The organism is Aeromonas sp. QDB56 (genome assembly GCF_027705505.1).
Classification (GTDB): domain Bacteria; phylum Pseudomonadota; class Gammaproteobacteria; order Enterobacterales; family Aeromonadaceae; genus Aeromonas; species Aeromonas caviae.
The window spans coordinates 48214-67389 of record NZ_JAPDBZ010000005.1 but is presented as its reverse complement, the minus strand read 5'-3'; the positions used below and the strand labels follow the sequence as shown (position 1 = coordinate 67389).

Annotated in this window: 20 protein-coding genes and 1 pseudogene; 12 read left to right on the top strand and 9 right to left on the bottom strand. The window is 62.1% G+C overall.

Annotated features, from left to right (window positions below; all coding sequences use genetic code 11):
- On the bottom strand, nt 1-338 hold a 338-nt coding region (locus tag OKB81_RS01710), incomplete at its 3' end, for a transposase (RefSeq protein ID WP_270805112.1).
- Between OKB81_RS01710 and OKB81_RS01705 the strand changes: the two genes are divergently transcribed.
- Nucleotides 330-1070: a hypothetical protein gene (locus OKB81_RS01705; RefSeq protein ID WP_234716508.1), complete on the top strand. Its 741-nt coding sequence runs from the start codon at nt 330-332 to the stop codon at nt 1068-1070. The two genes, OKB81_RS01710 and OKB81_RS01705, sit on opposite strands and share 9 nt — an antisense overlap.
- A gap of 14 nt (nt 1071-1084) precedes the next feature.
- Complete coding sequence (locus OKB81_RS01700; protein WP_233759738.1) at nt 1085-1759, top strand: fimbria/pilus periplasmic chaperone; 675 nt, start codon at nt 1085-1087, stop codon at nt 1757-1759.
- Nucleotides 1760-1793: 34 nt separating this feature from the next.
- Here OKB81_RS01700 and leuE read toward each other — a convergent pair whose 3' ends face one another.
- A complete protein-coding gene (gene leuE, locus OKB81_RS01695) occupies nt 1794-2432 on the bottom strand; it encodes a leucine efflux protein LeuE (protein ID WP_010672336.1) in 639 nt (212 codons plus the stop codon).
- Between the two features lie 211 nt (nt 2433-2643).
- On the opposite strand from leuE, the gene OKB81_RS01690 reads away from it, so the two are divergent.
- Nucleotides 2644-3864, top strand: coding sequence for an MFS transporter (locus tag OKB81_RS01690; RefSeq protein ID WP_053287976.1), 1221 nt, complete (start codon nt 2644-2646; stop codon nt 3862-3864).
- 225 nt (nt 3865-4089) lie between these two features.
- Here OKB81_RS01690 and OKB81_RS01685 read toward each other — a convergent pair whose 3' ends face one another.
- Both OKB81_RS01685 and ftnA read right to left on the bottom strand, forming a co-directional pair.
- Nucleotides 4090-5274 (bottom strand): NAD(P)/FAD-dependent oxidoreductase, encoded by a 1185-nt coding sequence (locus tag OKB81_RS01685; RefSeq protein ID WP_053287975.1) that lies wholly within the window; start codon nt 5272-5274, stop codon nt 4090-4092.
- A 162-nt stretch (nt 5275-5436) separates the two neighbouring features.
- On the bottom strand, nt 5437-5961 hold the full coding sequence (ftnA, locus tag OKB81_RS01680; RefSeq protein ID WP_010672333.1) for a non-heme ferritin: 525 nt from the start codon (nt 5959-5961) through the stop codon (nt 5437-5439).
- 209 nt (nt 5962-6170) lie between these two features.
- Here ftnA and OKB81_RS01675 point away from each other — a divergent pair, with 209 nt between their 5' ends.
- A complete protein-coding gene (locus tag OKB81_RS01675; protein ID WP_333563076.1) occupies nt 6171-7955 on the top strand; it encodes a diguanylate cyclase domain-containing protein in 1785 nt (594 codons plus the stop codon).
- Between the two features lie 18 nt (nt 7956-7973).
- On the opposite strand, the gene fabV is transcribed toward OKB81_RS01675, so the two are convergent.
- Complete coding sequence (fabV, locus tag OKB81_RS01670) at nt 7974-9161, bottom strand: enoyl-ACP reductase FabV (RefSeq protein ID WP_048209408.1); 1188 nt, start codon at nt 9159-9161, stop codon at nt 7974-7976.
- A gap of 452 nt (nt 9162-9613) precedes the next feature.
- On the opposite strand from fabV, the gene OKB81_RS01665 reads away from it, so the two are divergent.
- Nucleotides 9614-10048 carry a universal stress protein gene (locus OKB81_RS01665; RefSeq protein WP_010672329.1) on the top strand — a complete coding sequence of 145 codons (435 nt, stop codon included), beginning with the start codon at nt 9614-9616 and terminating at the stop codon, nt 10046-10048.
- Nucleotides 10049-10239: 191 nt separating this feature from the next.
- Nucleotides 10240-11252: pseudogene (trpS, locus tag OKB81_RS01660) on the top strand (tryptophan--tRNA ligase).
- Here the strand turns inward: trpS and OKB81_RS01655 are convergent.
- Entirely contained in the window at nt 11231-12205 is a 975-nt protein-coding gene (locus OKB81_RS01655; RefSeq protein ID WP_039040672.1) for a LysR family transcriptional regulator, read from the bottom strand. The pseudogene trpS and the gene OKB81_RS01655 overlap by 22 nt on opposite strands.
- A 91-nt stretch (nt 12206-12296) precedes the next feature.
- Here OKB81_RS01655 and OKB81_RS01650 point away from each other — a divergent pair, with 91 nt between their 5' ends.
- Nucleotides 12297-13196 carry a DMT family transporter gene (locus OKB81_RS01650; RefSeq protein ID WP_042882104.1) on the top strand — a complete coding sequence of 300 codons (900 nt, stop codon included), beginning with the start codon at nt 12297-12299 and terminating at the stop codon, nt 13194-13196.
- Nucleotides 13181-13342: a hypothetical protein gene (locus tag OKB81_RS01645; RefSeq protein ID WP_010672325.1), complete on the top strand. Its 162-nt coding sequence runs from the start codon at nt 13181-13183 to the stop codon at nt 13340-13342. The genes OKB81_RS01650 and OKB81_RS01645 overlap by 16 nt, the downstream gene beginning before the upstream one ends.
- Before the next feature lie 105 nt (nt 13343-13447).
- Here OKB81_RS01645 and OKB81_RS01640 read toward each other — a convergent pair whose 3' ends face one another.
- Nucleotides 13448-13918, bottom strand: coding sequence for a DUF6314 family protein (locus OKB81_RS01640; protein WP_039040696.1), 471 nt, complete (start codon nt 13916-13918; stop codon nt 13448-13450).
- A 42-nt stretch (nt 13919-13960) separates the two neighbouring features.
- On the opposite strand from OKB81_RS01640, the gene OKB81_RS01635 reads away from it, so the two are divergent.
- Entirely contained in the window at nt 13961-14815 is an 855-nt protein-coding gene (locus OKB81_RS01635) for a carboxylate/amino acid/amine transporter (protein ID WP_053287971.1), read from the top strand.
- Between the two features lie 63 nt (nt 14816-14878).
- On the opposite strand, the gene OKB81_RS01630 is transcribed toward OKB81_RS01635, so the two are convergent.
- Nucleotides 14879-15742 carry a GGDEF domain-containing protein gene (locus OKB81_RS01630; protein WP_053287970.1) on the bottom strand — a complete coding sequence of 288 codons (864 nt, stop codon included), beginning with the start codon at nt 15740-15742 and terminating at the stop codon, nt 14879-14881.
- Nucleotides 15743-15911: 169 nt separating this feature from the next.
- On the bottom strand, nt 15912-16625 hold the full coding sequence (locus OKB81_RS01625; protein WP_010672321.1) for a 3-deoxy-D-manno-octulosonic acid kinase: 714 nt from the start codon (nt 16623-16625) through the stop codon (nt 15912-15914).
- 138 nt (nt 16626-16763) lie between these two features.
- Here OKB81_RS01625 and OKB81_RS01620 point away from each other — a divergent pair, with 138 nt between their 5' ends.
- The 3 genes from OKB81_RS01620 to rpoZ all read left to right on the top strand — a co-directional run bounded on the left by OKB81_RS01620 (nt 16764) and on the right by rpoZ (nt 19102).
- A complete protein-coding gene (locus OKB81_RS01620; RefSeq protein ID WP_053288182.1) occupies nt 16764-17864 on the top strand; it encodes a glycosyltransferase family 9 protein in 1101 nt (366 codons plus the stop codon).
- A 256-nt stretch (nt 17865-18120) separates the two neighbouring features.
- Nucleotides 18121-18747 (top strand): guanylate kinase, encoded by a 627-nt coding sequence (gene gmk / locus OKB81_RS01615; protein ID WP_053287969.1) that lies wholly within the window; start codon nt 18121-18123, stop codon nt 18745-18747.
- Nucleotides 18748-18826: 79 nt separating this feature from the next.
- Nucleotides 18827-19102, top strand: coding sequence for a DNA-directed RNA polymerase subunit omega (rpoZ, locus tag OKB81_RS01610; protein ID WP_005307060.1), 276 nt, complete (start codon nt 18827-18829; stop codon nt 19100-19102).
- Nucleotides 19103-19176 lie beyond the last annotated feature (74 nt).

Genomic DNA, 19176 nt, shown 5'->3' with positions numbered 1-19176 from the left:
TCCAGCAGGTGGCGGAAATTCATGATGGTGGTGCGGTCCGGCAAGGCGCTATCCAGGGATAACCGGGCAAACAGACGGATGGAGGCGATTTCGTACAGAGCATCTTCCATCGCGCCATCGCTCAGGTTGTACCAATGCTGCATGCAGTGAATGCGTAGCATGGTTTCCAGCGGATAAGGTCGCCGGCCATTACCAGCCTTGGGGTAAAACGGCTCGATGACTTCCACCATGTTTTGCCATGGCAGAATCTGCTCCATGCGGGACAAGAAAATCTCTTTTCTGGTCTGACGGCGCTTACTGCTGAATTCACTGTCGGCGAAGGTAAGTTGATGACTCATGATGAACCCTGTTCCATGGCTCCAGATGACAAACATGATCTCATATCAGGGACTTGTTCGCACCTTCCCTTGTCCAGCAATTTCTTCAAACAAGTTGTAAGGCTGGGACTGCAAGATCAACTGACTCGCAGTCTGATCAACTTCAATATGAAGAATGGATATGCTCCCGAGAGTGGATACTATGAATTCAGCGGCACAACCGAAATTCATATAAAGCCACGGGACTTCAGCGTATCCATCTTGTCTTCGGAGGGCGTCAGCAATCCTTACAGGGAGGGGCAGGTCGGAAAAGACATTCTGAGCTTCTCATACAATATCTCTGATAGCGGCCCCATCAGTGCCGATATGCTGGAAATTTCTATTTCACAGGACAGGGGGTCGCCTTATCGGGGATATTGCACTTTCTATCCGGCAGGCACCTTCGCACCTGAACAGGCCGTCCCCATCCCTACCAGGCTGGTATTCGATTCGGTGGCTCATGGAGCGGGTTCACGGCACGCCATTCGCTGCGATCGCACACCGGTGGATATTCGCACCCTCGGAATACAGGACAATCAACCACCACAGGAGTGGAATGATCCCGTCAACGGCCAGGGCATCACCCGGTTTTACAAGCTGGCGCTGGAATTCGACCTGACCGATCCCATGGTGCAGCGCACCATGGGCGACGAGATGTGGGAAGGCGAGGTGGAACAAAGCGGCACCATCACCATCAAGGGGACCTGGCGCTGACCATGGAGTACAACATGCATCGTCTACTTTGGCCCTTGCTGGGCGGCTTGCTGGCCTCACAGGCCGCCGCCCTCGACATCGGCGCCATGACTCTTGCCATGGCGCCAGAGCAGGAGTTCATTACCAGAACCCTGACCAACAACAGTGCTTCACCCAAGCTGTACGACATACAGATGGAAAAAATCAGCGACCCCACGGCCAGAGGCAGGACACTGCCCACCGTCCCCGGTGAGCTGCTGTTTGCCCCCAGGCGCTTCACCCTGCACGCCAGACATGCCCAGAACGTCAAGTTCTACTACAAGGGGCCCGCCGATGACCATGAGCGTTACTACCGCATCACCTTCACCGAGTCACCGGCAGCCCAGGTGGATGAAGGCAGCCAGACGCAGCACCGGGGAACCGTCGAGGTGAAACTGGCCCTGCAGTCCATCCTGGTGGTGCGCCCGCGTCAGTCACGTTTTGCATACCAGCTGGACCCGGTACAGAGCGCCATCACCAATACCGGCAACACCTATTTCGAGTTCATGGTGAAACGGGGCTGCCAGCAGGCGGACAGCGAGGCGGACAGCAAGTACCTGCTGCCCGGGGAGACCTACCACAATCCCGGGATCAATCAACCGGGCAACCAGAAGCTCATCGTCTACCAGTCCCGCTTCATCCCCGTGGGCAAGGATTGCTGGCCAGACTAGGTGCCCGACACGGGACGGTCAGCAATCCCCAGGGTCAGGAGGAGAGCGTCGCCAGCCTGGCCGCAAACCCCATGAAGAAGAGGCCGATAAGGCCGTTGCCAAGACGGGCCGCCGTCTGGCGCTGACGGAAAAAGCGGGCCATCAGGGTACCGCCGAAGATCAGCAGGGTCAGGTAGACGAAGCTCATCGCTTCCAGCATGCCAGCCAGCACCAGGTAGGAGATCCAGGTGTGGGCATAGCTGAAGTCGATGAACTGCACGAAGAAAGAGACGTAGAACAGGATCGCCTTGGGATTGGTGAGGCTCAGGGTGAGGGCCTTGGTAAAATAGCGCTCACCGGGATCCATCTCGGACGCCGGTCCCGCCTTTTTGGCGATGAAGTTCGCGTGCAGGATCTTCACCCCCAGATAAAGCAGGTAGATGGCGCCCAGATAGCGCACCAGGGTAAAGAGCAATGGGGTGGTGCGAATGAGGGACGCGATCCCCAGATAGGCGCAGAAAATGAGAATGGCATCGCCGACGAAGACGCCGAGAGCGGCGCGATAACCCGGGCCTATGCCGCGCACGGCACCGGTTCGCAGCACGTAGAGGGAGTTCGGGCCCGGGGCGATGATGATGAAGAAGAGACCGACCAGATAGGTCCAGACGTTGATGACACCCAGGCTTTCGAACATGTTCCCTCCATGGCGGGTGATGGGCCGGATAACGGCGGCAGGCCTTCTATACTAATCCGCCCTGCGCCAAGCACAAGATCTGACCAGCCATCCACACGCCGTCAGCATGAACGGCCTGCGCGCCACGCGAACGCAATCCGGGCGTTCGCCCACTTTGGTTATGTCCAGATGCGCCGGGATAGGGCATGGTAGAGGGAGTGATACCCCAGCCATGGACAAGACCTTGAGTACCGACACCCCGATCACCGCCCCGCCCGCGGTGGACAACCCGACTACCACCGCTTATCCGGTGATCGCCGCCATCAGCTTCTCGCACCTGTTGAACGACATGATGCAGTCGGTACTGCTGGCCATCTATCCCCTCCTGAAGCTGGGGCTCGATCTGTCGTTCACCCAGATAGGTCTCATCACCCTCACCTACCAGTTCACGGCCTCGCTGCTGCAACCCCTGATCGGCCTCTATACCGACCGCAGACCCATGCCCTACTCCCTGCCTCTGGGCATGGGCTTCACTCTGGTGGGGCTGCTCTACCTGTCGCAGGCAGGCAGCTTTGGCGCCGTGCTGTTGTCGGCCATGCTGATCGGCATGGGCTCCTCCGTCTTCCACCCGGAATCCTCCCGGGTCGCCCGCATGGCGGCCGGCAACCAGCCTGGTCTGGCCCAGTCTCTGTTCCAGATCGGCGGCAATCTGGGATCGGCCATCGGCCCCCTGCTCGCGGCGCTCATCATCGTGCCGAAGGGACAGGGCAGTGCGGCCTGGTTCTCGTTGTTCGCACTCATCGGGGTCATCCTGCTCAGCTTCGTCGGCCGCTGGTCCAGCCACCATGCCGCCAGCTTCCATCGGCGGATGAAGGCCCATGCCGGCACCGGCCTGAGCCGCCGCCAGATTGGCTGGTCACTGGCCATCCTCGGTCTGCTGATGTTCTCCAAGTTCTTCTACATGGCCAGCCTGAGCAGCTATTACACCTTCTACCTGATGGACAAGTTCCACCTGTCGCTGGAGAGCGCCCAGCTCTATCTGTTCGCCTTCCTGTTTGCCGTCGCGGCGGGGACAGTGCTCGGCGGGCCGCTCGGCGATCGCATCGGTCGCAAGCGGGTGATCTGGATCTCCATCCTCGGCGTCGCTCCCTTCACCCTGCTGCTGCCCCACGTCGACCTGTTCTGGACCTCGGTGCTGTCGATCGTCATCGGCTTCATCCTGGCGTCGGCCTTCTCCGCCATCCTGGTCTACGCCCAGGATCTGGTACCCGGCAAGGTCGGCACCATTTCCGGCCTCTTCTTCGGCTTCGCCTTCGGCATGGGAGGGATAGGGGCCGCCCTGCTGGGCAAATTGGCCGATGCCACCAGCATCGAAACCGTCTATCAGGTCTGCGCCTATCTGCCCCTTATTGGCCTGCTGACCGCCTTCCTGCCCAATATCAGGAGAGGCTAGAGGCCAAGCGGCAGCCAGCGACCGACCATAAAAAACGCGGCCTGAGCAGGCCGCGTCTGGTTCCATCACTCGGGCCGCCTGACACGGCCCGATCCGCTCGGACTCATCCGCTGAGCCTCTTTGTCAGCAGTACGGCCTCTCCCCCAGCCCGACGACCGGGCCCACTGGAAGTTGTCACCCGAGAGGCCGCTGACGGGACTATTCACAGCAAGGATGCGGCATCCCTCAGCAGTACTGGCCTGCCACCCAGCCCGACGACCAGGCCCACTGGAAGTTGTAACCACCGAGCCAGCCGGTCACATCGACCACTTCGCCGATGAAGTAGAGGCCGGGCACGGTGCGCGCCTCCATGGTCTTGGAGGAGAGCTCGTTGGTATCCACTCCCCCCAGGGTCACTTCGGCGGTGCGATACCCTTCGGTGCCGTTGGGCAGGATCTGCCAATCCCCCAGCAGGGTGGCCACCGCCTCCAGCTCCCGTTCGTTGTACTGGCGCATCGGCTTGCTCACCAGCCATCCCAGCTCCACCAGCTTGTCGACGAAGCGCTTGGGCAGCTCGCGCCCCAGCACGGTTTTCAGCTCCTGGGCAGGATGGGCCTGGGCCCAGGTCTTGAGGGTCTCTGGAATGTCGAGATCCGGCAGCAGGTTGATGTGAATCTTCTCCCCCGCCAGCCAAAAAGAGGAGATCTGCAGGATGGCGGGGCCGGAGAGGCCGCGATGGGTGAACAGCATGGCCTCCTTGAAGCGGGTGCCGTCCTCGGCGGTCACCGCCACCGGCAGGCTGACCCCCGCCAGATCGGCGAAGGCCTCCTTGTCGGCCTGATGCAGGGTAAAGGGCACCAGCCCGGCGCGAGTCGGCAGCACGGTGAGGCCGAACTGCTCCGCCAGCTTGAAGCCATAAGGGGTAGCACCGAGTTTCGGCATGGAGAGGCCGCCGGTGGCGACCACCAGCGACGAGCAGGCGATCTCCCCCTTGCTGGTGTCGAGCACGAAGCCTTCATCTGTCTTGCTGACGGTGAGGATCTCGGTCTGGAACTGCAGGGTCACGCCAGCCCAGTCGCACTCGGTCAGCAGGATGTCGACGATATCCTTGGCGCTGTCGTCGCAGAAGAGCTGGCCCAGCGTCTTCTCGTGGTAGTTCAGGCCATGCCTGTCCACCAGATCGATGAAATCCTGCTGGGTATAGCGCGCCAGCGCCGATTTGCAGAAGTGGGGGTTGGCCGAAAGGAAGGCATGGGGACCCGCCTGATGATTGGTGAAGTTGCAGCGACCGCCGCCGCTGATGAGGATCTTGCGGCCCGGCTTCTTGGCGTTGTCGAGCACCAGCACGGAGCGACCCCGGTAGCCAGCCTGGGCCGCACACATCAATCCGGCCGCCCCGGCACCGATCACCACCACATCCACCTGTTTCATCGTCACTCACCCATCAAAAGAAAAACGGCCCCTTTACCTTAAAGGACCGTCATTGTACCCGGCAGACACCAGCACAGCGGTACAAGGACACCTGCAAATAGAAAACGGCCCCTTTACAAGGGGCCGTCATTGTACTGACTGAACACTAAGTGTCCACGACTATCAGGCGTTGCCGTCCATGATGCTGGCCGGGGCGCCCTTGGCCAGCTCGGCCAGCTCCTTGTCGATGAAATAGAGGCCCTTGCCATCCTCGCCCACCAGGCTCAGACGGTCGACGATGCTCTTGAACAGCTTCTCCTCTTCGTGCTGCTCGGCCACGTACCACTGCAGGAAGTTGAAGGTGGAGTAATCCTGGGTGGTGAAGGCGACGTGGGCCAGACCGTTGATGCACTTGGTGATGTGATACTCGTGCTCCAGGGTGGTGCGGAAGATGTCACCCAGGGACTTGAATTCGTGGGGAGGCGCTTCGATGGCCCCCAGCACCGGCATGGCGCCGGTCTCGCTCACGTAGGTGAACAGGCGCTCCATGTGCTGGCGCTCCTCGACCGCATGCTGACGCAGGAAGGTGGCGGCCCCCTCGAAGCCCTTGTCCTCGCACCAGGCGCTCATCTGCAGGTAGAGGTTGGAGGAATAGAATTCAAGATTAATCTGCTCGTTCAACTTCTCGATCATGGCTTTGGCCAACATGATGATTCTCCACTGTGATTTGCCCACGATTGTCGCCACTGTTGCATCCTGACGCAACCAGAGACAACCGACGCACCCCGCAGTTGCGACGACTTTTCACCTCATCCTCTCCCCCATACGGTTATAGAGAAGCAAAGAAACATGGTGTAGGTGACATCAGCCATTATGATGGCGCCATTGGTCGGGGAAAGGATTCAATGAGATTCATAATGGCACTGGCGCTGCTCTGGATGACCCAGTTGCAGGCAGCTCCCTCCTTGCTGAAAGAGGCTGAATTGCAGGCGGCGCGCGATCCCGTCGGCTATCTGCAGCGCCTCGACGCCAGTCCCCAGCAGGATATGGAACTGTTCTACGCCAAGTCCCTGGCCCAGGCAGCCCTTGGCCGCTATTCACAGGCACAGCGCGACAATGCCCGCGCCCGCGGTCTGGCCAATGCCCAGCAGGAGACCCTTCACCTGCTCGACTTCCGGTTGCAGCAGATTGCCCTGACCCTGGATGCCGATACGCCGGATCAGGCGCTCGATCTGCTAACCCAGCTCTGGCCAGCAGTCCGGCATCACCCCAGGCAAGTCTCGGAGTGGCATGCCCTCAACGGGCTCGCCCTCTACCGTACCCAGCAGATGAAAGAGGCGATCCTCGAGCTCAAGACCGCCTATCACCTCAAGCAGAAAGAGCCGGGTTCCATCCTCTCCACCTTGCAGTGCGGCCGTCTGCTGATGACCCTCGGCAACCTCTATGCGGACCTCAATCTCTACCGTGAGGCCGAGACCTATTATCAGGATGCCCTCGGCCAGATGGTGCAGCTCAACGAACCCAACAGCCAGGCCATCATCCGGGCCAACATGGCCAGGCTCTACATCGACATGGGTCAGCCTGCCAGGGCCAGCCAGTTGCTCGATACCCTGCTGGCCACGCCGAGCCTGTCACCCCACTATCGTGCCATCGTCCTCGGCTACCAGGCCATGGTGTTCAACGCACGGGCGGACTGGCACGCCGCCTGGCGCAGCCTGGAGGAGGCACAAGCCATCTATAACAGGCTGGATAGCCCGCAGGCGGCCTCCCGTCTGACCGAGATCAGGGCAAGAACCCTGCTGGGTCGTGGCGAGAAGCAGCTGGCCCTGCAACTGCTGATGGAGCACACCGCCCCTCTCTCCATGGATGGTCGGGCGATGCAGGCCAGGTTGCTGGCCGATCTGGGCCGCTACCCCGAGGCCTACGGGGCCATGACCCGCTACATGCAGTACTACAAGCAGCACTTCAACCAGACCCTGAGCCAGCACGCGGCCGCCTTCCAGGTCGAGATGGATCTGGCTCGCAGCGAGGCCAGCAATCGCGCGCTGCAGCAGGAGAACGAGAACAAGCGCCAGCAACTGCTCTACCAGCAGAGTGCCCGCTACTACCAATTGCTGCTGCTGGTGCTGCTGGCCGTCGCCCTGATCCTGCTCGGGCTCACCACCCGCAGGCTCCACCGCAGCTCGCGCCACCTCTACAAGCTCGCCACCTTCGATCAGCTGACCGGGCTGCCCAACCGGCGCGCCCTGCTGGAGAGACTGGGTCAGCAGTGGCTGCACGAAACGCCCCTGACCCTGCTCATCATCGACATCGATCACTTCAAGCAGATCAACGACAAGCATGGTCACCAGGCGGGGGATCAGGCTATCCGGCAGTTGGCCAGGGAGCTCAAGAGCTGGGCGCCGGACCAGCAGTTGATCGGGCGCTGGGGCGGGGAAGAATTTCTGGTGGCCATGACCCAGGACGGGGCCACCTGCTGGCGGCTGGCGGAGCAGCTGAGAAGCCGGATCGCCTACCTGGCCGCCCCCCACATGACCATCAGCATCGGGGTGGCGGAACGCTCGACGCAGGATGACAGCCTGAGCCAGCTCATCCATCGGGCCGACATGGCCATGTATCAGGCGAAGCGCCAGGGGCGCAACCAGACCGTGCTGGCCCAGTCTCCCCACCTTTCCCCTGAACTGGCCTGCAACGTCGCCTGATGGCCCCTCGTGCGGGTGTCAGGGCGCCAGCTCAGTGAGTGACGCCACGTTCACCGGCGCACCGTAATCCACCCCCGGCAGCTCGAAGCCGTTGAGCTGCATGAACTCCTGGCGCAACCCGGCAAAATCCCCCAGGGTGCGGAAGTTCTCCGGCGTCACCTTGGGCCAGAGCGCCGAGACGGCGGCCTGCACCGCTGGCTCAAGCTCGTGGTCATCCATCCGGATCAGCCGGTTGCCATCGGCGACGACTCCTCTGGGCCCGTACATCTTGTCGGCAAACAGCCGCTGCATCTGCTCGATGCAGCCCTCGTGGACACCACGCTCCTTCATCACCCCCATCAACAGGCCCAGATAGACAGGCAGCACCGGAATAAACACGCTCGCCTTGGTCACCAGCGCCTTGCAAACCGACACCCAGGCATGACCGCCAATCCCGGCAAGTTGCAGGTTGATGGTCTCGGCGGTGGCGTGCAGGTGCTCCTTGGCATAGCCGATGGTGCCGTCCCGATAGAGGGGATAGGTGGACTCGGGGCCGATATAGGAGTAGGCAACGGTCCGGGCGCCGGGGGCCAGGCAATCCGCCTGCTGCAATGCCTGCATCCAGCGCTGCCAGTCCTCTCCCCCCATCACGGTGACCGTGTCGCGGATCTCCTCCGGGGTGGCTGGCACCAGCGACTGCTGCACCAGCGCATCGTGCTCCAGATCCAGCCCCCAGCCTTGCAGCGGCTGGCCTGTGGTCTTGAGCACCGAGCGTACCTGTGTGCCATCCGGCATCACCCTGACTCCGCTCGCCAGTGAATAGACCACCAGATCCACCTGCCCGAGCTGCTGGCGGATGACGTCGATGGCCTGCTGGCGCATGGTGTCGGAGAAGGCATCTCCGATCAGGTTGACGGCGATGCGACCGGCTTGCTCCGCCGCCTGACGAAACCAGATGTTGTTGTACCAGCCGGCACTGCCGAGCCCCTTGTCGGAGGGACCCCGCTCGAACGAGACGCCCAGGGTATCGGCCCCGGCGCCGAAGGTGAGCGCGATCCGGGACGCCAGCCCGAAACCGGACGATGCCCCCAGCACCAGCACCCGTTTCGGCCCGTTGAACGGCCCCGCCGCCCGCACCTGTTCGATCTGTTGCAGCACGGCGGCGCGACAACCCATGGGGTGGCAATTGCGGGCAACACAACCCTGGATCTGGGGATGAATGATCATGAAGGACTCTCCGGTGCATCGGTGGGGCATGAGAAACGGCCATGACAGCGTCACCCGGTTGCAGGTGAGGGGCCCTGGCCGTTTTGCCAAGGGAACTGGCTACAGCATAACCAAGGGGGGCGGGATTACCTTGATGTCGGACGGGATATGGACTGGAAGAGGGCAGAAAAACAAAAGGGAGCACGAGGCTCCCCAAAGCGGTATTCAGATGCTTTTTGTTGTTTTGTGTTCATTGCGAAGCACGGGCACATCCTATTCCCCCACCTTCCCGAGGGCAATAGCACGCCTGTGACCGGCGTCAAACTCCTGTTCAAAATATGCACTCCCCGGCCACCTGCACCTCTACGCCTTCCGGTTCGGGGTCAGGCAAATCCTGAAACTGTGGCGACGATGCCGTTTTAGTTTCAGCAGACATTGGTATAGTGGACCCAGGATCAGTGAGGAGAACTCCCATGAATGGAACCTATTACAAACACGTACTGGCCGCGATCGACCTGTCGGAAGACAACCGCAAGGTGATCGAGAAGGCGGTCGACCGGGCCCGCTCCAACGGCGCCAAGCTGTCGGTGATCCATGTGGATGTGGACCTCAAGGATCTCTACACCGAGATGATCGACATCGACATCGACAACGTGCAGGACCAGGTGATCGCCGAAGCGAAGGAGAAGCTGGAAGCCTTCCTCGCCTCGGTGGACTACCCCATCGAGAAGAAATTGGTGATCTGCGGCGATCTGAGCGAGCGGGTCAACCAGGCGGTCAAGGACTACCAGATCGACCTGCTGGTGTGCGGCCATCGCCAGAGCTTCTGGAGCCTGCTCACCTCGAGCGCACGCCAGCTGATGAATACCGTGCCCTGCGACATGCTGGTCGTGCCCTTGCAGAAGTGATCGAACAGGCGTAGTGTGATTTGCCATGAATATGACCTCATTCAATCACAACTACTGGTGGTGCTGCTTCTAAACAGGCGGCACTGCTTTTCTATGTAAAATTTCCCAAAGAAAACACCGTGACCGCCGAGAGGCGGTCATTGTTTTCATCCCTTTGTCGCCTCCCGGCTCACCCAACTGGAGAGAGTGACATGCACAACCCCGTGATCCTGACCGGCGACCGCCCCACCGGCAAACTGCACATCGGCCACTACGTCGGCTCCCTGCTCCAGCGCGTGGCCGCCCAGCACCATTACCGCCAGTTCGTCATGATCGCCGATCTGCAGGCGCTGACCGACAACGGCCACAACCCGGCCAAGGTGACCGATCACGTGCTGGAGGTAATGGCCGACTACCTGGCCGCCGGCCTCGACCCGGCCAAGACCACCTTCTGCCTGCAGAGCGCCCTGCCCGCCCTCGCCGAACTCACGACCTACTACCTCAACCTGGTCAGCGTCGCACGGCTGGAGCGCAACCCCACCGTCAAGGCCGAAATCCAGCAGAAAGGGTTCGAGCGCAGCCTGCCCGCCGGCTTCCTCGTCTATCCGGTCAGCCAGGCCGCCGACATCACCGCCTTTCGTGCCACTCACGTGCCGGTGGGCGAGGATCAGCTGCCCATGCTGGAGCAGACCAACGAGATAGTGCGCCGCTTCAACACCCTGGTGGGCAAAGAGGTGCTGACCGAGTGCCAGCCCATCCTGAGCGACACCGGCCGCCTGCCCGGCATCGACGGCAAGGCCAAGATGTCAAAGTCCCTTGGCAACACCATCGAACTCGGCATGTCGAGCGGCGAGATCAAGCAGGCGGTGTTCGCCATGTATACCGACCCCAATCACCTCAAGGTGAGCGATCCGGGTCAGGTGGAGGGCAATACGGTGTTCGCCTATCTGGATGCCTTCCACCCCGACAAGGCACTGGTGGCCGAGATGAAGGCCCATTACCAGCGCGTGGTCTGGGGGACATGCGCTGCAAGCAGGTACTCAACGACTGCCTGCAGACCCTGCTCGCTCCGATGCGGGAGCGGCGCGAGGCAGCCATCGCCGACAAGCGCCAGCTGCTGCGCCTGTTGCAGCAGGGCACCGAGCAGGCCCGGGCCCTCACCGACGAGGTGCTGGCCGAGGTGAAGGGTGCGATGGGGCTGGACTACTTCTCCGGATTGGCGTGATCTGCCCCCTGCGGCGCGGGATGGCCGAGCGCATCCGCGCCGTAGCGCTCCCTCGCCAGCCGGTGCAACAACCCCTTGAACCAACCGATCGCCTCGTCATGGGCACTGAGCGGGTGGCCCGCCATCAGGTAGACGATGGGGATGGCGGGTTCCAGCTGGTGCAGGCGCAACGGATAGTGGCGACAGAAGTGGCGCCCGATCATCTCGGGCACCACCACCAGGTAGCGGCCGGTCGCCATCAGCGGCGGTACCGCCATAAAGCTCGGCAGCCTGACCCCCAGCTCCCGCTCTACCCCGAAACGGGCCAGCCAGAGATCCACCATGGCCTGGCTGTGGCCCCAGCTGGACGTGTGGATATGGGGGCGGCTGACCAGTTCTCCCGGCCCCAGCATGTCGGGCAGAGCGCTGCCGAGGGGCGACAAACAGACCAGCGGATTGCTGAACCACTCCTCGCGCCACAACCGGGGCGAGAGATGGTTGGCACCGGCAAACCCGATCACCAGATCCAGTTCCCCCTTCTCCAGCTCCCGCTCGTAGTCGCTGTCCGCCAGCTCGCACACTTCCAGTCGGCAATGGGGAGCCTGCTGCACCATCCACTCCACCAGCACCGGCACCAGGCCGTGCTCCACCGAGCCCGGGGTGGCGATGCGAAAGATCCGCCGGGCACTTGCCGGGTCGAATCCCTTGGCCTGACGCAGCCCCTGCTCCAGCATGGCCAGCGCCTGGCGCACCGGGCTCGCCAGCGCCTTGGCCCGTTCGGTCGGCATCATCTCGCGCCGACTCATCACGAACAGGGGGTCGTCAAGCGCCGTTCGCAGCCGCCCCAGCGCATGGCTGACGGTGGACTGGGAGAGGTGCAGCCGTTCGGCGGCACGGGTGACGTTGCGCTCCTGCATCAGCATGTCGAACACGGTGAGCAAGTTGAGGTCGAGGCGGGAGAGGGGCAGTTCCATCGATATTGGCCATAGTTGAATGACGACAATTCATTTTTGGCATAGTAGCAGATTGCATAGAATGCGCAGGCGAATTACATCGGAGATTCAAATGCGTAGCTATCTGTTGTTGCTGGCGATCGGCCTGTTGTGGGGCTCCCAGTTCATTTTCATGCACCAGGCCGTGGCTGAACTGCCCCCCATCATGGTGGCCGCCGGACGCGCCCTGTGCGGCAGCCTGACCCTGGGTCTGCTCTGCCTGTTCATGCGCCTCAAGAGTGAACACACACCCTGGCGAACCTATATGCTGATCGCCCTGCTCGACGCCACCATCCCCTTCATCATGGTGGCCTGGGGACAACAGTATGTGGACAGCGCCATCGCGGCCGTGGTCATGGGTTGTATCCCCTTTGTGACCATTCTGGCGGCTCCCTTGTTTATTTCTGGTGAAAGAATCACCAAGGGCGGCCTCGTCTCCGTGATCATCGGCTTCGTCGGCGTGCTGGTACTGTTCTGGCCCAAGCTGACCAGCGGCATGAATGCCGGCCTGCTCGGTGCCATGGCCATCCTGTTCGGTGCCAGCTGCTTCGCCATCGGCCTGCTGATGATCAAGCGCTTCGCCAAGGACCATCCTGTGGTCGTGGCCCGCAACATCCTGATCTCCTCGGCCATCCAGCTGCTGCTGGCCGCGCCCTTCGTGGCCGACCTGAGCACCCTCACCCTGCCGAGCCAGCAGGCCATGGGCGCCGTCGCCATGCTGGGGATCTTCTGTACCGGCCTGGTCTACTTCCTCTACATGGCGCTGATCCAGAAGGCGGGCCCGACCTTCGCCTCCTTCAGCAACTACCTGGTGCCGCTGTTCGGCGTCATGCTGGGAGCCCTGTTCCTCGGCGAGCAGATCCAGTCCACCACGGGCGTGGCGCTGGCCCTGATCCTGGGTTCGGTCGCCCTCAACCAGTGGGCACAGCAGCGCCGCCAACAGCGGGAGGCTGCCCTATGTCAGGCATCCTGACCACCCTCTGCGGCGGTCTGGTACTGATAGCCGGCTGGCAGTATCGCCACCGGCTGGCCGGGGTGCTGGGTCTGCTGATGGTGCTGCTGCCCTGGTTCTTCGACAGCAAGCTGCAAGCCATGCTGAACTATGCACTGAATGCCTGAAGACCCTCTCTGCGTGTGTGACGAGAGTGTATCTCTCCTGTTTTTGGGACCGTTTTAACAAAACCTCCGATTTGTCCCCTCTACCGGCGCCCTGCGCCGGTTTTTTTATCTCTGCGCCTCTGGTCCGTAGCGATAACTCAACCGCTCGTTCTTGCGCGGCCCCGTTATCTGCCAGGCGAGCAGGAAACCCTCGCCGGTTTCGGTCAGCTCGGCGCTGTAGTGATCCTGCCCGCACAGGTGAGGCTCGGCCGTGACCCAGTGCCCGTCCCCCCGGGGCAACAGCTCGAACAGCATCACCGGCTGCTCGTAGCGCAGGTGGGAGAGCATGATCCCCCGTGCGGTGCGCTGCCACCAGAAGCGGTTGTGCATGGTCAGCTCCCGGCCATGGGGCGTGGTGTAGCGACCCGTCTCGGCATACAGCCACCCCCCATGGTGATCGGTCACCACCACGGCACCCTCCCCGCGACCGCACCAGTCGGTGGCGGATCCGACCCCGTTGCTCGCCTCGAAGGCAAATGCTCCGATCTGTGACAACCCTTCCCATAAACGCTGGATCGCGCCTTCCAACTCGGCCATCATAGCGCCCTCCAAATTGACAACTGACGACAATTCAATCACATGAACTACTTGATAGGGGTTACCCTGCTCTGGTCCTTCTCCTTCAGCCTGATCGGGGTCTACCTTGCCGGTCAGGTGGATGCCTACTTCTCGGTACTGACCCGCATCGTGCTCGCCAGCCTGGTGTTTCTGCCCTTCCTGCGCCGTCGCTGGCTGCGCCCCGATCTGGTGGCCAAGCTGATGGCCCTCGGTGCCATCCAGCTCGGCATCATGTATCTCTTCTACTACCACTCCTTCTTGCTCTTGACGGTACCGGAAGTGCTGGTGTTCACCATCTTCACCCCCATCTATGTCACCCTGATCCACGACCTGCTGGAAGGGCGCTTCAAGCCTGTCTATCTGTGGGGGGCCCTGCTGGCGGTGCTGGGGGCGGCCGTCATCCGTTTCGACGGCCTGACCGAAAACTATGTACTGGGATTCCTGGTGGTGCAGGGCGCCAACGTCTGCTTCGCTCTGGGCCAGGTAGGCTACAAGGTGCTGCTGGCCCGGGAGGCTGAGCAGCCGCCCCAGCTGGCGGTGTTCGGCTGCTTCTATCTGGGCGCCCTGGTGATCGCCCTGCCCGCCTGGTGGCTGCTGGGCAAACCTCAATATCCCGCCAGCTCCCTGCAATGGGGCATCCTCTTCTGGCTGGGGGTCGGGGCATCCGGGCTCGGCTACTTCCTGTGGAACAAGGGGGCGACCCTGGTCAGCAGCGGCGTGCTGGCCATCATGAACAACGCCTTGATCCCCGCGGGTCTGCTGGTCAATCTGGTGCTCTGGGGAAAGGATACCGACCTGCTCAGGCTCGGTCTGGGCGCCCTGCTGATGCTGGCTTCTCTCTGGGTCTGCCAGCGTCAGCAGGTCAGTGAGCGCTGACTGAAAACCATTGACGCTGATGGGTCCATCGGCGTCAATGGGTACGCGGACAGTGACTGGCCGTCAGCCGACCACGGCGTTGTGTTCCCGCTTCGCCTGACCGTGGCAGGAGGCCAACCGGGCCAGCAGGTGATCGAGCTGCTCGGCACTCTGGCTCTGCACCAGGCCGATGCTCACGGTCACCGGACGCTGGGGCAGCAGGCTGGCGTCGGCGATCTCGAGACGCAGCCGCTCGGCAATCTCCAGGCCACTCAGCCGATCGGTCTGGGAGAGCATCAGGATGAAGCCGTCTTCGTCCCAACGGGCGAAGGGATCTTCCCGGCGCAGCTCGCGGCGCACGATGCGGGCCAGCTTGGCCAGCATGGCGTCGCAGGCCGCCTCCCCGAACAACTGCAGGATCTTGCTGCGGTGATCCACGCTGAACTGCAGCAGACAGAAACTGCCGCTTTCGCTGGCCAGCCGTTCATCCAGCAACAGCTCGAAGTGGCTGCGGCTCTCGAGGCCGGTGAGGGGATCCGTGTCGTGGCGATCCTCCAGGGGCGCCATGGCGGCATCCAGATGGCGAACCACCCCCAGCAGTTGACCCCCTTCGTCGCGACGGACCCGCTCCTCCAGCCGGATGTAATGGCCCTGATGGTGCAGGATGCGGTACTCGAGTCGAAGCCCGTTACTGCGCCCATGCTGGCAGGCCTCCAGGGCCTCTGCCAGACGGGGAGCATCATCCGGATGTACCCGATCCAGCCAGCCGAGATCCCCCAACTCGCCCCCCTCCAGACCCAGCAGTTGCAGACAGGAAGGGTCCCGCCTCAGACCCTGCCCGGCCGACCAGGTCCAGATCCCGGCCTCCAACATCGCCATGGCCTGTGCCATCAGCGTCACCTCAAGGGGAGTGGTGACCTCAACCCCGGGAGTCTCATACCTTTCCATCACGCGCCTCGAAACCGGATCTGAATATCTGTCCAAGCAATCACACTCAATAAGTAACATTGGTGCTGGCGCCGAGCAACCGCGCCAGCATCGCTGGCCTCGCACCTCTCGCCCCCGGTGGTCCGCCATCAGGGCCTGCCAGCCTCCAGCTACGAAGTGGAACCCGACGTCACGCCACCTTGCCCTGATAGCCTGCCATCAGGGCCTGCCAGTTCTCCGGCACGAAGTGGAAGCTGGTGTGCAGTTGCGACTCCTTGTTGAAGGAGCGCAGCAACCGCTCCAGGTTGGCCTGCTGCCAGTTGCCGGGGGAGCGGATGGCTCCTTTGTCGAAGTCGATCACCCACACCTTGCCCTCCTTGTCGAGCAGCAGGTTGTGGCTGTTGAGATCCGCATGATAGACCCCTGCATCGTGCAACTGGCGCACCGTTTTGCCTATCTTGTGCCACACCTCACCGGCGATCGGCCCCTGCTTGAGCAGGGCCACCAGATCCTTGGCGCCGCGAATGCGCTCGATCAGGATGTCGGCCCGATAGAAGGGCCCCTGCTTGACCATGCGGGCCGCAAAGGGGCGCGGCACCGGCAGCCCCTGTTCACTCAGGGTCGCCAGCAGACGATATTCAGCCATGGCCCGGCTGCTCTCCACCCCTTCAAACCAGAACCGGTCACGCACCAGCTTGCCCACCATGCCGCCACGGTAGTAGTGACGCAGCACCAAGTGACGGGACTCATCCTTCACGAACCAGGTCACCCCGCGGCCGATGGAAGAGCCCACCACCTGGCGATGGGTCTGCCACCAGACAGGATCGAACAAGGCAGGGGAAGGATCGCGGAAGACTCCGTCGGCATACCAGCAGACCTGGTTGTGGGTGGTGTGTGTCAGCATGATGAGAATTCCGGTCGATAGTGGGGGCAGGGCATCCATTCAGAAAGCCGTGCCGGTCGGGCAACCGGCGCAATTTTACAATCCACAGGGGAGTTTGCATAATGCCATCCATCCATTTTGCCATCGTTGCGCCACATCATGCCGCTGTTCCAAACGCCGCCCTCCTCCATCTGCATCCTGCGGCTCTCCGCCATCGGAGATTGCTGCCACGCGCTGGCGCTGGTGCGCGTCATCCAGCGGGAGTGGCCCCAGACCCGCATCACCTGGATCACCGGCAAGATTGAGGCGACCCTGTTCGCCGATCTGCCGGGGGTCGAGGTCATTCCCTTCGACAAGAGCAAGGGGTGGCGCGGCTATCGCGATCTCTGGCAGACCCTCAAGGGGCGCAGGTTCGATGCCCTGCTCCACCTGCAGGCCGCCATGCGCGCCAGCATCGCCACCCTCGGCATCAAGGCCAAGGTCAAACTCGGGTTTGATCGGGAGCGCGCCAGCGACGGTCAGTGGTTGTTCACCAACCATCGGGTCCCCTCACCCGCCTCCCCCCACGTGCTGGACGGCTTTCTCGCCTTCGCCAAAGAGCTCGGGATAAAAGATCTGACCCCGGACTGGCAACTGCCCATCAGCGCCGAGCACCAGACCTGGGCCCGGGAGACGATCGGCGGCAAACCGACCCTGCTCATCTGCGCCGCTGCCAGCAAGGCATTCAAGAATTGGACTGCCGCCGGCTACGCCGCGCTGGCGGATCACGCCGCAGACAAGGGCTTTCAGGTCTATCTGTGCGGCGGACCGGCCAGGCTGGAGCGGGATCTCGCCGCCGAGATCCAGCGCCTCAGCCAGAGCAAGCCGGCAGATTTGGTGGGGCAGACCAGCCTCAAGCAATTGCTGGCGCTGATTGGCGAGGCGAGCCTGGTGCTGGCCCCGGATACCGGCCCTGCCCACATGGCCACCCTGGTGGGGACACCCGTGATCGGCCTCTACGCCCACCACAACCCGGAGCGTACCGGCCCCTATCTGTGCCGGGATTATCTGGTCAGCGTCTATCAGGAACTGATTGAGCAGGAGACCGGCAAGCCGCTGGCCGAGCTCGGCTGGCGCACCCGCCTCAAGGATCCGGACGCCATGGCCAAGATAAGCCGCGAGCGGGTCATCGCCGCCTTCGACCGCCTCTGTACCGACAAGCATCTTCTACCGACCCAGGGCAACTCGGAAATTCCGAGCCCTGGCGCAGGGATAATCTGATGGCCCGGCCCCGGCTCCGTGGGCAGAATGGCCCTCTATGCGGGCAACGCCCGCACAGCAAGCTACGGATATTTTGATCGGCTGGAATATGATTCCGGCCGTTTTTTTATCCGCCCCCATCTGCTAAGATTCGCCGCCTTTACATCCTCCTGACTCTGATTCCTCCGCGCATTGCGAGCAACCGTCTCCCTTATCGGGCACAAGACGGCGGCCTCTGCTACAACCAAAGCGCGGATCATCGCTTAAAGGTACAGACATGGCGCAACAAGGCACTCTCTATATCATCTCTTCCCCGAGCGGGGCCGGTAAGTCCAGCCTGCTCAATGCCTTGCTGACCCAGCACAACGCCGCCGGCAAGATGCAACTCTCGGTCTCCCACACCACGCGCGCCACCCGTCCCGGTGAAGAGCACGGGGTGCACTACCACTTCGTCAAGGTGGAAGAGTTCAAGGCGCTGATCGAGCGCGGTGACTTTCTCGAGTGGGCAGAAGTCTTCGGCAACTACTACGGCACTTCCCGCGCCGCCATCGAGGCCTGCCTGGCGCAGAGCATCGACGTCTTCCTCGACATCGACTGGCAGGGCGCCCGCCAGATCCGCGAACAGATGCCGACCAAGTCCATCTTCATCCTGCCTCCCAGCCGCGAGGAGCTGGAGCGCCGCCTGATCGGCCGCGGCCAGGACAGCGCCGAGGTGATCAAGGGCCGGATGGAGAAAGCCATTGCCGAAATGGTGCACTATGACGAGTATGACTATGTCATCATCAATGAAGACTTTGAGCTGGCACTGTTCCAACTCAGGGCCGTCATCGAGTGCCAGCGCCTGGAAATGCGTCAGCAACAGCAGGCCCAGCAAAACTTGCTGAAACAGCTACTGGCAGAGTAAGCCAAAAACAAGTAAACTTTTGCGTCATTTTTAAACACTGCTTTTTCAATCACAGAAAGCCCAAACACTGGAGTCCCGCATGGCCCGCGTTACTGTAGAAGATGCTGTAAAACAGGTAGGTAACCGTTTTGACCTGGTGCTGGTCGCCGCGCGCCGCGCTCGTCAAATCGCGGTACAAGGCAAGGATCCCCTGGTCGACGAAGAGAACGACAAGCCGACCGTGATCGCCCTGCGCGAGATCGAACTGGGTCTGGTCAACAACCAGGTGATGGATACTCAGGACCGCTACGAGCAGCAAGAGCAGGAAGCCGCCGAGCTGGCTGCCGTTGCTGCCATCGCAGAAGGTCGCGGCTAAGTCAGTCGCTTCCCATAGTCGGCGCCCGCCCGGGTGCCGGCTGTTCTCCCCATTTACAACCGCTCGAAAACCTC